This is a genomic window from Alphaproteobacteria bacterium LSUCC0396 (assembly GCA_041228345.1).
Taxonomy (GTDB): domain Bacteria; phylum Pseudomonadota; class Alphaproteobacteria; order Puniceispirillales; family Puniceispirillaceae; genus UBA3439.
The window spans coordinates 916,381-932,414 of sequence record CP166131.1; the positions used below are offsets into that span (position 1 = coordinate 916,381).

The window sequence follows — 16,034 nt, forward strand, 5'->3', positions numbered from 1 at the left end:
ACCCCCTAGTTCCTATTTTCCGGTGCAGTTATATCCCGTGCACCATCACCCATCAGATTGATAGCTAGAACCAGCATAAACAACGCCACTCCTGGTATAGCAATCAACCATGGCTCAAATAACATCATATCCTTTCCTTCGGACACCATCAGCCCCCAGGATGGCAATGGAGGTTGAACGCCAAGGCCAAGGAACGACAATGCGGCTTCAAGAATAATCGCGTGCGCAATTTCAATCGTTGTGATCACGATCAGATTGTTAACCACGTTCGGCATCACCTCTGCGATCAAAACACGTGAGGTTGAACAGCCAACCGCCCGTGCTGCAGCAACATAATCCATCGAACGAATTTGCAAGGTCGATGACCGCATCACCACGGCAAATCGATCCCACAATAACAAGCCCAACACCGTCACGACCACCTGCAGCGACCCACCAACAATCGCCACAACCGCCAACGCCACTAGAACGACCGGCATCGAGAGCCTGACCGTGATCAGAAACGTGACGACCATATCAACGCGGCCACCAAAATAGCCCGCCATAACCCCCATAAAAGTACCGATGATGCCAGAAATAACTGCAGCCCCGATGCCAATGAGCAGGGAAATTCGAGCCCCATATATCAACCTTGACAGGTAATCACGCCCAAGGTGATCCGTGCCAAGAATATGCTCCCAGCTACCACGGCTGTCCCAAACAGGCGGCACAAGACGCCGCATCAAATCTTGATGATACGGATCGTGCGGGGCAATAAGCGGGGCAAGCAAAGCGATGGCAATGACTGTAATGACAATGACCGAGCCGATGATCATGCCCTGATGGCCTTTGACTTTTTTAATCAGCGAAGACAATTTGCCTGACCTATTTATGTTTGCACTATTTGATAATGACATCAGCTAATCCTGATCCGAGGATCAAGCCACGCATTTAGCAAATCAGCAAAAAATGTGAGAACAATGTAAAATAATGAAAAGACTAGAATAAGCCCCTGCACTGTCGGTAGATCATTTCTGGTAATTGACTCCCAAGCTAAAAAGCCAGCCCCATGCAAAGCAAAAATTGTTTCGACAACAATCGACCCCCCCAACATAAACCCAAACTGCACCGCAGCTAGGCTGACAACAGGGATAATCGCGTTACGAAGAGCATGTTTAAAGAGGACCACTACCGGCCGTAATCCCTTTGCCCGCGCGGTTCTTATGTAATCTGTGCTGAGAACCTCAAGCATGCCAGTTCGCGTTAGCCGCATAATCGCTGGCGCCGCATAATACCCAAGAACCACGGTTGGCATTACAAAATGCAGCCATGTATCGGAACCGGATGTTGGCAACAGACGCAGATTTACTGACAGTAAAACGATGAGCATCAGGGCAAACCAAAAGCTTGGAAGCGCCTGCCCCATAACAGATAAGAACAGCGCAACGCGGTCAATAATGCTGTTTGGACGAATTGCAGCAGCAACACCAAGCGGAACTGAGAATAGAATTGCAAAGGTAATTGCGCTAACCCCAAGCATCATGGTGGTGGGCAATCTTTCACCAATCAGGGCGCTGACGTCAGTTCGGAAATAATAGCTTTTTCCCAGGTCACCACCAATTGCACGCTGAAGCCAGTCAAAATACTGGACAAGGATAGGCCGGTCAAAGCCATATAGTTTACGAATGGCCTCAATATCCGCGTCTGAAGCCGTTTCACCAGCCATAGCAATCGCTGGGTCACTCGACAGATAGAGCAGACCAAAGCTGATAAAAGAAACCGTTAAAGCGACTAATGATGCGAGGCCAAACCGCTTCAATGTATAAAAAAGCATCAGAGCATACCTGTCAAAACGTCAGTGAGAGAGCTGCGCGCCGTTCGGCGCGCAGCTATCGTTTATTTATTTCCATTTTGCTGTGAAAAAGCGCGGAATTTCATCTGCCGTAGGCGTGAATTCGACGTCTTTCGAGAACGCATACCATGTATTATATGACCATAGCGGGAACATAAATACCTCTTCCGATATGCGAGAAAGAGCCGCTTTATAGGCGTCCTTTCTAACTTGGGGATCTACATTAGTATCCCCAATTCCCAACTGCTTGATAACCTCAGGGTCTTTTGAATAATCGTCCTTACCACCAGATTGGAAGTGGCTGGTAATGGCTGAAACATCATTAATTGAGTATGATCCCCATGTACCAAAGTTAAATGGCGACGCACCTTCCTGAACCTTGTCTCGGAATGCCGCATATTTCAGATACTCAAATTTTGTCTTGATGCCGATTGCATTCAGATTGTTGATCATGGCTTCAGCATAATCACGGTTTCGGTAGGCAAGGAACGGTGTTTCAAACCCATTTGGATAGCCTGCCTCGGCCAGCAGCTTCTTTGCCTTTTCGGGGTTGTAATCATATTTTGGCACATCCTGAGTGCATCCAAACTGCGACGGAAAGCACAGTGAATTCACAACAATTGACTCGCCCTGCACCAAGTTTTTGACGATGCCCTCACGATCAATCGCATGGGCAATAGCTTTGCGCACCCGAACATCGTTCATGGGATTTTTACTGTGACGTCCCATTGCATCGAAATTCAGATACCCAATTCTCATGGTTGAGGAATTCTTTACAGTAAATGCACCCTGTGATTTGATACGTTCGGCTTGATCTGGTTTGACTTTCCAAATCCAGTCAATACCGCCCGAAAAAAGCTCTGCGAGTTGTGTGTTGCTCTCAGCAATGGTACGAAACACAACATTTCCTATATTCGCTTTTCCCTTTGGGCTGCCGCTATGGTGGCCATCATATTTCTTGAACCGGTAGCGTTTACCGGGTTCAACACTTGTGACAGCGTAGGGCCCCGTTCCGACAGGCTTTATCGCCATACCTTCAGGGCCAACTTTACCATAGTAATCATTTGGGTACATCACGATCGGGCCAGATAAGAACTCTAGCGCGGCAGGAAACTCTTTTTTCAAGTTCAACCGGACCTTGTACTCACCGAGTTTCTCAGCACTACTCCACCAGTTCACATTCCGCGCGGGTTTTGCTCCATTTTTTGGATCTGCTACGTAATTGAGCGTAAACACCACGTCATCCGCATCAAACTTTTCACCATTATGAAACTTCACTCCTTTACGAAGTTCAAATTCAAGGGTTTTCGAATCAACCCAGGTGTAGGATGTCGCCAAATTCGGCAAATACTCATTTGTTTTGGGGTCCCTGTAAAGAAGCGCATCCCAAACCATACGTGAAATGATGATGCCCTCGCGCGCTGTATTGTAATAATTATCGATAGATTCCAACTCACGATCAATCGCAACGTTGAGCGTGTCGTCAGACTTTCCTGCATGCGCAACAGAGGCACCACCTGTCGCAAGCAAGGCGCCAACAAGCAGCGACGAGACATGTTTTTTTATGATCATTAAAACCTCCCTTTATATTCATTTGTATAGTGATGCTGAACACTCTTAGACAAAAGTCAAACACACCTTTTTCGCTGTGTCGAGGCACTTCACGAGAAAATCCATTATTTCGTCGGTGCAGACACTCTGATCAGCCAAATCTTTCTGGCAGGGAAAACATTCGTTTTAAATGTTTGGATTTTCGGTCTATATCTTATTGTTAGAGTAAAGAAGGCAGAACAAATCTAATAATATCCTGACAAATTCGACTTGACCCAACAATCTTTGGAACATGGTTTGAAATCTGACACCAAACAGCAAAAGCGATCGCTACTAAGCCGGTTGCAGAGCAAAGATACTGCGCTACAATCGGTATTCTGGATGTTGATTTCCTGCTGTGCGCTATCAATGCTCGCCGCACTTGGCAGGCTTTTGGGAGAATATGAGGTAAGCGCGTTCCAGACGGTGTTTTGCCGTTTGCTGTTCGCCTTTCTGGTGATGGTGCCACTGGTAATGCATCAAGGGCTAAAGACGGTCACAACTGCGCAGCTTAAAACCTATATCATTCGATCAGTTTCCGGCATGGTGGCAATGTGGACATGGTTTTATGCGGTAACGCTTATTCCCATTGGCGAGCAAACAGCACTTAGCTTTCTTGCTCCTCTTTTTACCACAATCGGTGCCGCCTTTGCGCTTAGAGAAACCGTGCGGATGCGACGATGGGCGGCGATTTTTACCGGTTTTGTCGGCGCCCTGATTATTATTCGCCCGGGCATCGTCGATATCAGTCTTGGTCATTGGGTCGCCATTTTATCGGCGCTGGCAATGGGCTGTTCGGCTCTTATCATCAAACATCTAACCCGTCAGGATAATCCGCTGATCATTGTGTTTATCTCTCATCTAATCATGATGCCGATGGCACTCATTCCGGCGATCATTGTTTGGGAATGGCCCAATCAAGAGGTGTGGTTAATCCTGATGGCAACTGGTCCCTTTGCCGTTATCGGACATTTTGCGTTAACCAAAGCCTATTCGCTTGCCGATGCGTCCTTTGTTGCCGGCGTTGATTACGCGCGATTACCCTTTGCGGTATTATTTGGCTGGTTGCTGTTTAACGAGCTGTCCGATTTATGGACATGGATCGGTGCCAGTATTATTTTTGCGTCGTCTTTTTATGTGATCCGGCGAGAAATGCGTGACAAGAAAAATGCCTTGCAAAAACAGGCTCTGCTAATTGAAAAAGCGTGATTAATTTGACCCGATTATACCCCCCTCGGATTACCCCCACAGATTAAATAAGGAGAAAGCGATGTCAAACCAAGTGATCGACTGGCTGGAGTCGCAGCAGGATAATATGCTGGATTTACTGGGCGAGCTGGTAAATATCGATAGCAACAGTTTCGACAAAGCCGGCGTTGACCGGGTGGCAAGCCGGCTTGCTGAATTTTTTGATGCCCAATCCATCCCGCACGAGACCATTCCGATCAGCACCCATGGGGATGCGATGCGCGCGGTTGTTGCCGGTGGCAACGGTAACCGGCCAATCCTGTTATGCGGCCATCGCGATACTGTCTTTCCCACCGGCGAAGTTGAAAAACGCCCGTTTCGCATTGAAAATGGGCTGGCTTATGGTCCGGGCGTTGCTGATATGAAACCCGGACTTGTAATCAACGCGTTTATTCTGGCCGCTTTTCAAAAATTTGGGGGGCACCCAAATCCGCTCGTTGGGCTGTTTACCGGTGATGAAGAAATCGGCTCGCCAACATCTCAAAATGTGATTATTGCCGAAGCAAAAAAGGCACGCCTTGCGTTTAACAGTGAACCCGGCAGACCGAACGGAAACATTGTGACAAAGCGCAAGGGCGGCATTTTTTGTCACTGCGAGATTCGCGGCGTTGCAGCGCATTCAGGCGGGTTTTTCGAAGATGGCCGCAGCGCAATCGAAGAGATGGCACGCAAAATACAGGCATTGCACGCACTGACCGATCTTGACCGCGGCATTACAATTAACGTTGGCCTGGTCGCGGGCGGCCAGTCGGTCAACACGGTTGCCGCCGAGGCCAGCTGCGGTATTGATATCCGCTACCGCGATAGTGATGACCGCGCCGAGATTTATGAGAAAGTGCGGGAAATTTGCACCATGACAAGCGTTGATGGCACCAGTTCGGACATGGTGATAAAAGGCGAATTTCACCCGCTGAACCCATCGCCGCAATCAGTCGAGCTATTCGATCTTTATGTAAAAACTGCTGCCAAAAATGGTGTCGTTGTTGCGGGAGAACATTCAGGCGGATGCGCGGATAGCGGGTTTATCGCCAATGCCGGTACGCCGGTAATCTGCGGGGTTGGACCAATTGGTGGAAACTATCACCGGCCAGATGAATGGATGCAGATTGACAGCTTGTCAGTGCGCGCAAAATTCATTGCCGAGACAATCCTAGCGCTGGCGACAACACCAACCAAAACCGGCCTTTAATGCGGTGCTAGCGCACCCCGCCCACAAACAAGCAAATTAGCACGCCGCCGCCATACCATCACCGGCTGGATCAGCCCCGCCATCAAGCTTGCCATCTTGCAGTCTGATCGCGTGCAAGATCGGGGTGATATAGCTGGCGGCATAGCGCCGTGTCACATATCCGTCTTGATGAAGATCACGCTCGACACCGCGCAAAATCCGATTGGTCAACTCAATCACATTGGACGTTGCGCAAAAACGCGGCGCAGACACCGCATCCTGAGCACTCATTCCAAAATCGACCGCGTTAAGGATCGTTTGCAAAACCCCCATAGTGATGGTTGTGCCGCCCGGTGCGCCCAACGCCAAAAACGGCTTTCCGTCCTTTGACAAGATTGTTGGGCACATCGCCGTAAAGCGGGCTTTACCCGGTGCAAGACTGCCGACATGGCCGGGCCGTGGATCAAACACCATCATGCAATTATTATACATAAAGCCAAGCCCGTCTGTGATCACTCCCGAGCTTGATCCAAGCGAATGCGTAACATTAACAACATTGCCGTCAGCATCAGCGACAACCAGATGCGTTGTGTCCTTACTTTCTGGCGCGCCTGAATTTAGCCGCACTATATTAGCCTTTTCACCAGCGCGAATCTTTGCCGCAATGTCGGCTGCTCTGGCTTTACTTGCCAGCAGATCTTGCGGCACATCAATGAAATTTGGATCCCCCATAAACTGGTCTTTATCGATGGTGGCATATTTCATCGCTTCGGCCACCGTTGCGATATATTGCGCCGAATTATGCCCCATAGCGGACAAATCAAACTGCTCTAGAATATTCAGCATTTCCAAGATCATCAAACCGCCACCCGGCAATTGATTGGTTGCCACCTCAAACCCGCGATAGCTGCCGATCAGCGGCGCAATTCTGGTTGGCGCACAATCAGCCAGATCATCTTTTGTCAACAGCCCGCCATTTGCCTTCATATCGGCGGCGATCAGGTCAGCAACATCACCATTATAAAAGATGCCAATGCCTTCATTCGCAATTCGTTGGTAAAGCCGGCCCATATCTGGGTTTTTCAGAATATCGCCAACATTCAACAGCGAACCATCATCGCTGAGGTATATCTTGCGGGCTGCATCCAGTTTATTCACCACGGCAACCCGTTCAATACGTCCTGCCTGTGCCGGTTGAAGCCAAAATCCCAGAACCCTTGGCCGAACCGCAAACCCATTCATACAATAGTCAATCGCTGGCTGCAAAACCTGATCCAGCGACATTGTGCCATGCGTTTGCAGCGCGGTATTAAACGCCTGCAACGTCATTGGCGATGTCATCGATTGATACCCGAATTCATTAACCTGCCCCTTGAGCACAAAGCCAAAACCATCATCGCATTCGCGTTCGATCAGATGTTCCCACATATCTGATTTGGTCGCTTTTGGTGCCTTGCCGTGAAAATCAATGAAACTGTGAATATCTTTTTCTGGCATGAAGATTTGCATCGAGCCAAAACCGGCAATACCGCACATTTGCGGATCCACAACTGTCTGGACAAAGGCGGCAGCAATAGCCGCATCCATGACATTACCGCCAGCTTTAAAAATATCCAGACCAGCCTCTACCGCTTCTGGCTGTGGTGCCGAAATCATACAACGCGTCATCATAACTTCCTTCACAAATTGACTATCTAGCCGATCACAAACTTAAACAGGTTTTTGAAATTCCTGCCAGTGCAGTCTTTGTCAGAGTGTCGTGATACGCCATTGCTAGCTAATGGCTTGTTTTTGTCATGACCGACACGCTAACGTTATCGGTGCGCTGCAAGATAAAGCAGGTAAATGGCAATATGGAGGGTAATCATGGATTTGGCGCAGCTAGGGTTTAATGATGAAGATATGCTTGCCGGATTAAAGCCATGGGTTTTGTGCGAAAGCCCCAGCTATGATCCGGCAGCAGTGAACCGGATGCAGGATATCGCCGCACATGATCTTGCAGTTATGGGGGCATCGATTGAACGCATTACGCCGCATTCCTCAATTGGTGATTGTATTCGCGCGCGTTTTCCCCATTCACAATCTGACGCACCCGGCATCTTGATTATTGGTCATATGGATACGGTTCACCCGCTAGGCACGCTGGCACAATTACCGTTTAAAACTGATGGCAACCGCTGCTATGGCCCCGGTATTTGCGATATGAAAGGTGGCAATTATCTTGCAATTGAGACAATCCGCCAGCTGCAAAGGGCCGGACTTGAAACGCCGCTTCCCATCACCGTTCTCTTTACCTCGGACGAAGAAATTGGGTCGCCACACACCCGCACCCTTATCGAAGCCGAAGCCGCGCGGGCAAAGGCGGTTCTGATACCCGAGCCAGCACGAAAAGGTAATGGCGTGACATCTGGCCGTTATGCCGTCGCCCGCTATGATGTCACCACCTATGGACGGCCAAGCCATGCCGGATTGCGGCTTTCTGAAGGACGGTCAGCAATCCGAAAAATGGCCGAAAAAATTATCGATATCGAAGCCATGACAAGCAAGGATTGCAGCTTTTCAGTGGGCGTTATGCACGCCGGGCAATGGGTGAATTGCGTTTCGTCAAAGGCCAGCGCCGAGGTCTTGTCAATGTCAAAACGCCAAGAGGATCTGGATAATGGCATTGCCAGAATGCTTGCCCATAATGACCCAGATGGCGAGGTCATTACTGAGGTCACACTTGGCCTGACAAGGCCTGTCTGGACGCCGACAAAAGCCGGCCTGAAACTTGTCGAGCTGGCCAAAAATCTTGCCACGCAGCTAGGCCAGCCATTTCGCCATGAAAGTTCGGGTGGTGGCAGCGACGGTAATTTCACTGGCGCGATGGGTGTTCCGACGCTTGACGGTCTGGGCGTTGCGGGCGACAAATATCATACTCTTGAAGAACACATCGAAATTGATAGTCTTGCAATGCGCGGCAGGATGATGGCCGGTCTATTGATGGGAATTGACGCGAATTTCTAGAATTTGCAAAAAAACAGGGAGCCTTTGCCATGGCCGAGACAAAACTATCGACGCATACGCTCGAAGCCTTATATCTGCGCGACAAAAACCTTGTTGATGATGTGATGGGCAAGATGAGTTTTACCGATGCGATGTTCTATCACATCATCGGTGTCGCCCCCTCGCCCGGCCAGCGCGCAGTCCTTGATACGGTGCTGGTCACATTGATGGAACATGGCTTTACCCCCAGCGCGATTGCCGCGCGCATGACCTACCTTTCTGCCCCTGAGGCAATGCAATCAGCGGTTGCGGCCGGATTGTTGAATGTCGCTAGCCAATTTATTGGCACGATGGAAAATGCAGCAAAAATTCTGGCCGAGATCGCCGAAGATCCAGATGGCCATGACGCAGCCTGCAACCGCATCGTGCAACGGCATCGGACGAACGCTATGCACATGCCCGGCTTTGGTCATCATTTGCATCGCCCTGATGATCCACGCACCTCGAAAATGTTCGAAATTGCCATGGCATATGACGACATCGACAAACGGCCGATCGAAATATTGAAAACGTTGGGGCATCATGTCGATCAGATTTATGGAAAGCATCTGACGATCAATGCAACCGGCGCAACGGCTGCAATATTAATGGGGGCAGGCATTCCGATTGGCATCATGCGTGGCTTTGCAGTGATTTCACGTGCCGCCGGACTGGTGGCGCATATCATGGAAGAACAGCAAAGCCCAACGGGTCGGGAAATTTGGGACCTTGTCGATAAGACCATTCCTTATACCGGTAACGCCATTATCAAAACATGAGCAAAGGAACAGCCAAATTGCGCATGTGACCACGTCTCTATTTAGACCAAGGCCGGCCTTATGCGGCGACCAGCATCTGTGCAAAGGATTTACCATGAAAAGCCAGTTTATCTTCCAGCGAAACAGTCAATCCGATCTGCCCATAGCGGCGGCAGGTGACGGATGCTTTATAAGGGATGCTGATGGCAAGGCCTATCTCGATGGGTCAGGCGGTGCCGCCGTATCATGCCTCGGCCATTCCGACAGCCATGTAAAAAACGCGATCTTGGCACAGATGGAAAGCGTGTCTTATGCGCACACATCCTTTTTCACCAGCGCGCCTGCCGAACAGCTAGCCGCACGCCTGGCCAGCTATGCACCGGGTGACATTAACCGGGTTTATCTGGTTTCGGGTGGATCGGAAGCGATCGAGGCCGCGCTTAAACTGGCCCGCCAGTATTTTACCGAAATTGGTCAGCCCGAACGCAAGCACATCATTGCCAGACGCCAGAGCTATCATGGCAATACCCTTGGCGCGCTAGCGGCAGGTGGCAACCAATGGCGGCGACAGAACTTTGCGCCTTTGCTGATTGAAACCAGCCTGATTTCACCCTGCTATGCATGGCGGGACAAGCGTGATGACGAAACCGAGGATGATTATGGTCTTCGGGTTGCAAATGAGCTTGAGACAGAAATTTTACGGCTTGGCCCGGATCAGGTGATGGCGTTTCTGGCCGAGCCTGTAGTTGGCGCAACGGCGGGCGCGCTGTGTCCGGTGCCAGGATATCTGGCACGTATTCGCCAGATTTGCGATAAATATGGCGTGCTGCTGATTTTCGATGAGGTGATGTGCGGAATGGGGCGCACCGGCGCGCTGTTTGCCTGCGATATCGATGGGGTAATGCCGGACATCATCACCATTGCCAAAGGGCTTGGTGCCGGTTACCAGCCGATTGGCGCGATGCTTTGCCGTGATTATATCCATGATGCAATCGAGCAAGGGTCGGGCTTTTTTCAACATGGTCATACCTATCTTGGTCACCCGATCGCGGCAGCGGCGGCAAATGCCGTCCTCGACAGGCTGGTTGACGATGGCCTGATTAAGACCGTGGCAGAAAAAGGCGCCTATCTTAGATCACAGTTGCAATCGGTATTGGGCCAGCATCCACACATCGGCGACATCAGAGGCAGGGGGCTGTTTATCGGCATCGAGCTGGTGGCATCGCGCACCGACAAAACCCCGTTTGACCCTGCATTGAACATTGCTGGCAAAATCAAGAAAAACGCGCTTGCGGCGGGGCTTGCCTGTTATCCATCGCAAGGTACGATTGACGGCAAATCCGGTGATCATATTTTGCTGGCGCCACCATTTATCATTTCCATTGACGAAATGGATATGCTGGTCGTGCGCTTGGACAGTGCGATAAAGACAAGCCTTCCCGCCTAGGTCATTTTACCAAAGTCAGATCAGGCGCGGTTGCGCATCGGCAGGTTTGGCACGGCGTTTTTTTGGTGGCGGTTTGCGGCTTCCCAGCTTTTGATAAACGGCACGCGCCATCATCTTGAACTGATCGCCCTTGCGCACCGCATAAATACGTTCACGCGCAGCGCGCATTGCGGCCGCATTCTCGACAATCGGTAAGGGGTAATCCTGCGCTCCCTTCCAGCCAAGCGCCGCCGCCTCGACCGGCGGTATATCATGCGGCTGATGAATCCATTTCGCCGGCAAATGCGCAAGCTCAGGAACCCAGCGCCGAATAAACTGGCCATCAGGATCATGATCAAGCGATTGCTTCACAGGATTATAAATTCTGATTGTGTTAATGCCTGTAACCCCGGATTGCATCTGAAACTGACTGTAATGGATGCCAGCCTCATAATCGGTAAAAAGTCGTGCCAGATAGGGCGCGGTTACCCGCCAATCAAGCCATAGGTGATAGCTGGCAAAACTGACCAGCATCGCCCGCATCCGAAAGGTAATCCAGCCATTATGGATCAGCGAGCGCATACAGGCATCAATCATCGGATAGCCGGTCTTGCCGGTCGCCCAAGCGGCAAGATAGACGGCTTTTTGCGCCTCATCACAATTATTTTGCTCAGCATCAGGCGCGCCAATTCCTGGCGTGCTGGGAATAACCGTATCGCGGATAGACTCGTAAAGCGGGTGCATCGCAGTCGTTTCGATCGCCGGCTGATCCTCGAGTTTCTGCATAAAATGGCAACGCCAAGCAAGTCGCGACATAACCGCCCGGCAGCCCCGCCGTTTGGCCGTGCTGATCACCCGTGACGGATCAGCCAGATAACTGCGGATGCTGGTTTCGACCTCGCGCGATGAAATTGTTCCCCACGCCAGATGCGGCGACAGGCGCATTGACGTATCGGGCCCGCGCGCCGGTGACGCCAGATTTTTGATATAGAACTGGCTGCGGTCGTTGAGGAAAGATATTAACAGCGCGATCGCTGCCTTGCGTCCACCGGTTTGGGTTTGGCTTTGCCCGTAATATTCCATGCCTAGTTGCGGCACCGGCGCGCCGAATAACGGATCATCCTTGGGCGGTAGTGATTCTGTTTGCACTGCCGCAGCACCAGCCAAGCGATCGGGGCGCGGAACGCGGGCCTCCTGCATACGCTGGTTTCGAATTGCGGCCCAGTCATTACGGTTTTGCAGACGGCGGACAACCCCATTGGCTGGTGATTGGCAAAGCGATATTCCGCCCCGCCGGCAATAGGCAATCACTTTTCGGTCGCGCGCATATGTCCAGGCGTCCCCGGTTTCCTCATGCGCATAGATTCCCGCAATATCAACCTCACGCGCCAGTTCATCCAGCACATCGGTTATCTCGCCAATGCGGATGATCAAACGCTGACCAAGTGCGGCAAGGCTGGCATCAAGCTCGCCCAAGCAATCATGCACAAAACACCATTGGCGACGTGATGATGTCGGCAATCGCCAATAGTCCGGCTCGACAACAAAAAGTGGTAACACCAATGCGCCGTCACGCGCCGCAATCGCCAACGGTGCATGGTCAAATACACGCAAATCGCGCTTGAACCAGACGATATTTACTCTCTGTCGCATGGCCAGAACATTAGCACTAGGTGATGGATAGTTTCAAACCTTCTGATCTGACCTGCAGCCTAGCCATTTTTCACCTCCGTGAATGGCGCATCAAAATCACTTTACCTTCCTGTCTGGTGTGGTTAAATCTTGTGAAGAACCCCTTTCGAAAGCATCTTTCCATGACCCAAATTTCTGCCGATCTACTTGATAATATTCGTGGGCAATTTGCCCAGATTGATAGCTGTCCAGTACAGGGGCCGCGCGTCTTTTTTGAAAATGCTGGCGGCGCGCTGACCTTGGATAGGGTTGTTGATACCTCTGCACGGTTTGCCGCGATCCCCGATAATCAGGGTCGTGATAACCCCGGCTCGCATGAACTGGTCCGCGTCATAGATAAGGCCAAGCATGATTTGCGCGCCTTTATGAATGCGCCAAATGGACAGTTTTTTGTCGGGGAAAGTGGCACCGAACTGATTTTCCGCCTCGTTATGAATGCCTGTCTTGGCACCAATAAAGCCGGCATTGTTCTTGGCTCGACGATAGAACATCCAGCAACCCGCAGCGCCTGCGCGCGCTGGGCGCCGATCAGTGGCAAACAGCATGTGTTGATCGAGCATGATCATGCACGGGGACTGGTCAGTGCCGAGGCCTATGCCAGCACCGTGACCAAAGACACGTTGGTTGCCACAATTTTACATACCTCACCAGTGACCGGCATGGGCATGGATATCGCAGCCATTGCCAAGGCGATTCGCGCTGTCAGCCCGGATTGTTTCATCATTGTCGATGGTATTCAACACGCGGCGCACGGTGAGATCAATATCGGCGCTTATGATATTGATGGCTATGTTATCTCACCATACAAAATGTTTTCGCGGCATGGCTATGGCCTTGCATGGATTTCGGATCGTATGACCCAGTTGCCGCATGACAGTCTTGTTGGCGGGCCAGCCGAAAATTGGGAACTTGGCACACGCGACACCGGTGCCTATGCCACCATGTCGGATGTTGTCGAATATCTTGAATGGCTTGGCGGCGAGGTTTCTGATAGCCGCGATCAGCGTGGCCGGTTTGAAGCAGCTGGCAAGGCCATTCATGAGCATGAAAAAACCCTTACCGATGCGATGATTCACGGTACCGGTAATTTGCCCGGCCTAGCCGAAATGGCGAATGTGCATATCATTGGCGGGATTGATAATCCGGCGCGTGAGGGGCTTGTCTCACTTTATGTTGACGGCATTGCCTCGAAGGACGTGGTCGCCCGCCTGAATAGCGAGGGCGTGCGGACCCATCTTCGAAAGGCCGATCATTATTCAGGCAATGTTCTTGATCCGCTTGGGCTTGATAGCTGTGTTCGTGTTTCCATGTGCCATTATAATAGCATCGCCGAGGTTGCGCAGTTCCTGGGCGTAATGAAAAACATCACCAGCGCAAACTGAGCTGGTGGTAAAAAGGACCGGGTGCCGCCTAGTCCTTTACGGCATCAGTTAGGATAAACGCAATCTGGCAAGGCTCGGTACCGCGGTTCGACCAAGCATGGTTCGTGCCTTGCTGGATGATGACATCTCCTGCTTTTACCAGATATTCGTCTTCATCCATCATCATGTAAATCTCGCCGGTTAGAACCACCGCATAATCCAGACTGTCGGTCCGGTGCATGAAAGGGTGGCGCGCACCTTCAACAATATTGGCGCCAGCTCCCATTTCCGCAAAGGCTGATTTACCGTCAAGCTTGGCCAGCTCTTCGGGATTTTCCGGATCAAATTGAACGATGCGAAACACCGAACCATTTTTGGGTGGGTGCAGGATCAACGGGCCGTTCACCGGATCATCATGGCGTTCCATTGTGGCTGGCGTCTTTGTACTTTGCCACAGGTTTGTCAAAGTCACGCCTGGCCGGTTTGGGCGTTGCAAAATACAATCGGCCTCGCCGTCCATAATCACTGTTGCAACACCATTTTCATCGTGGCCAGTAACAACACGCCTGATTTTTCTACCCATATTCCCCCCAAAAAACAAAATGGCTGCGGCAAATCATCGGTTACGGCCCGCGCCGGCAACGACATAGAAAACCGGGATATGGCTGACGAGCCTTATGCACCCGCTGATACTCGCATTGCCAGATATCAAATGCTGCAATCACCTTAATTATAAAAGCAGCATTTAGCTTTTGGCGATATTTTTCTTCGGGTCATAAAACGGCATTTCAACCTGACGTGCTTGACGTAAACCACCAATGGCATCGACCGTGACCTCAGCACCAATTTGATCGGCACCGCGCTCAACCATCGCGAGGGCGATGTTCTGTTCAAGACGTGGTGAATAGACGGCTGATGTGACCTTGCCGACCACCTTATCATTCATGCTTACCGGCCAGAATTTAGTATTAGGAGCCGTAAGAGGCGCACCGTCGATGATCAGGCCAACCTGTCGGCGGGCTGGTCCTTTCGCGCGGATAGCCTGCAACGCAGACTTGCCAATAAAATCATGCGCAGTATCCAGCGCAACCAGCCGGTCCAGTCCCAGCTCAAACGGGTTCGTGTTGATGTCCATATCGGCGTGATATGACAGCATACCTCCCTCAATCCGGCGGATAGTTGAGGTATGGCCAGGCTTTAGCCCAAAAGGCTCTCCTGCTGCCATAATCCTGTTCCATAAGCGGCTGCCTTGCGATCCATCTTGCAGATAAATCTCATAACCAAGCTCACTTGACCAACCGGTTCGAGACACTACCAGTTCGATGCCATCGAGCGTCAGATGGCGAAGCCAGTAATATTTTAATGTGGCAATATCTTCCCCGAACAGCGCCTTCATGACATCCATTGACCGCGGTCCTTGAAGCTGAAGCGGTGATGCATCCGGCTCACAAATATCAACATCAAACCCGCCATGCACAGCAACACCCTGCGCCCAGAGCAAAACATCACTATCGGCTAGTGAGATCCAGAATTTATCCTCAGCCAACCGCAGGATGATTGGGTCATTCAAAATGCCACCCTTGGCATTGGTGATCAGCGCATATTTACATTGTCCGACAGCCATCGTGCTGAGGTCACGCGGAGTTAGATGCTGGACAAATCTTGTCGCATCTGGGCCAGTGATCTGCACCTGCCGCTCGACCGCCACGTCGCACAAGATTGCCGTATTCACCAAATTCCAAAAATTGGCAACAGGATCGCCGAAGTCACGCGGTATATACATATGATTATACACTGAAAACGCTTTCGCGCCCCATTCTACGGTCGCATCAAAATAGGGGGATTTTCGGATTTGTGTTCCAAATCCAAAATCAACTAAATCACGCATAAAAACTCCTCTGGAACAGACATGGCGCGGTTAAAAATGGCGGCAATT

At 50.9% G+C, this 16,034-nt stretch carries 13 protein-coding genes; 6 read left to right on the forward strand and 7 right to left on the reverse strand.

Features of this window, described 5'->3' with window-relative positions; all coding sequences use genetic code 11:
• Window positions 1-5 precede the first annotated feature (5 nt).
• The 3 genes from AB8881_04570 to AB8881_04580 all read right to left on the reverse strand — a co-directional run bounded on the left by AB8881_04570 (window position 6) and on the right by AB8881_04580 (window position 3,403).
• On the reverse strand, window positions 6-896 hold the full coding sequence (locus AB8881_04570; protein XDZ64161.1) for an ABC transporter permease: 891 nt from the start codon (window positions 894-896) through the stop codon (window positions 6-8).
• Window positions 896-1,813, reverse strand: coding sequence for an ABC transporter permease (locus AB8881_04575; GenBank protein ID XDZ64162.1), 918 nt, complete (start codon window positions 1,811-1,813; stop codon window positions 896-898). Before AB8881_04575 ends, AB8881_04570 begins: the two co-directional genes overlap by 1 nt.
• Before the next feature lie 66 nt (window positions 1,814-1,879).
• Window positions 1,880-3,403, reverse strand: a complete 1,524-nt coding sequence (locus AB8881_04580) for an ABC transporter substrate-binding protein (protein ID XDZ64163.1) — start codon at window positions 3,401-3,403, stop codon at window positions 1,880-1,882.
• A gap of 276 nt (window positions 3,404-3,679) precedes the next feature.
• On the opposite strand from AB8881_04580, the gene AB8881_04585 reads away from it, so the two are divergent.
• The gene (locus AB8881_04585) at window positions 3,680-4,630 is read left to right on the forward strand and encodes a DMT family transporter (GenBank protein ID XDZ64164.1); all 951 of its coding nucleotides are present in this window, start codon (window positions 3,680-3,682) and stop codon (window positions 4,628-4,630) included.
• A 61-nt stretch (window positions 4,631-4,691) separates the two neighbouring features.
• Window positions 4,692-5,858, forward strand: a complete 1,167-nt coding sequence (locus tag AB8881_04590) for a M20 family metallopeptidase (protein ID XDZ64165.1) — start codon at window positions 4,692-4,694, stop codon at window positions 5,856-5,858.
• Between the two features lie 36 nt (window positions 5,859-5,894).
• Here AB8881_04590 and AB8881_04595 read toward each other — a convergent pair whose 3' ends face one another.
• Entirely contained in the window at window positions 5,895-7,508 is a 1,614-nt protein-coding gene (locus AB8881_04595; GenBank protein ID XDZ64166.1) for a gamma-glutamyltransferase family protein, read from the reverse strand.
• Between the two features lie 195 nt (window positions 7,509-7,703).
• On the opposite strand from AB8881_04595, the gene AB8881_04600 reads away from it, so the two are divergent.
• The 3 genes from AB8881_04600 (at window position 7,704) to AB8881_04610 (ending at window position 11,066) form a co-directional block, all read left to right on the forward strand.
• The gene (locus tag AB8881_04600; protein ID XDZ64167.1) at window positions 7,704-8,843 is read left to right on the forward strand and encodes a M20/M25/M40 family metallo-hydrolase; all 1,140 of its coding nucleotides are present in this window, start codon (window positions 7,704-7,706) and stop codon (window positions 8,841-8,843) included.
• Window positions 8,844-8,872: 29 nt separating this feature from the next.
• Window positions 8,873-9,640, forward strand: a complete 768-nt coding sequence (locus AB8881_04605) for a citryl-CoA lyase (protein ID XDZ64168.1) — start codon at window positions 8,873-8,875, stop codon at window positions 9,638-9,640.
• A gap of 94 nt (window positions 9,641-9,734) precedes the next feature.
• Window positions 9,735-11,066, forward strand: a complete 1,332-nt coding sequence (locus tag AB8881_04610; GenBank protein ID XDZ64169.1) for an aspartate aminotransferase family protein — start codon at window positions 9,735-9,737, stop codon at window positions 11,064-11,066.
• Between the two features lie 15 nt (window positions 11,067-11,081).
• Here the strand turns inward: AB8881_04610 and AB8881_04615 are convergent, their stop codons facing one another.
• Window positions 11,082-12,698, reverse strand: a complete 1,617-nt coding sequence (locus AB8881_04615; protein XDZ64170.1) for an FAD-binding domain-containing protein — start codon at window positions 12,696-12,698, stop codon at window positions 11,082-11,084.
• A gap of 161 nt (window positions 12,699-12,859) precedes the next feature.
• Between AB8881_04615 and AB8881_04620 the strand changes: the two genes are divergently transcribed.
• Window positions 12,860-14,119, forward strand: coding sequence for an aminotransferase class V-fold PLP-dependent enzyme (locus tag AB8881_04620; GenBank protein ID XDZ64171.1), 1,260 nt, complete (start codon window positions 12,860-12,862; stop codon window positions 14,117-14,119).
• A gap of 28 nt (window positions 14,120-14,147) precedes the next feature.
• Here AB8881_04620 and AB8881_04625 read toward each other — a convergent pair whose 3' ends face one another.
• Complete coding sequence (locus AB8881_04625; protein ID XDZ64172.1) at window positions 14,148-14,681, reverse strand: cupin domain-containing protein; 534 nt, start codon at window positions 14,679-14,681, stop codon at window positions 14,148-14,150.
• A gap of 162 nt (window positions 14,682-14,843) precedes the next feature.
• Entirely contained in the window at window positions 14,844-15,986 is a 1,143-nt protein-coding gene (locus tag AB8881_04630) for a glycine cleavage T C-terminal barrel domain-containing protein (GenBank protein XDZ64173.1), read from the reverse strand.
• Window positions 15,987-16,034: the final 48 nt, after the last annotated feature.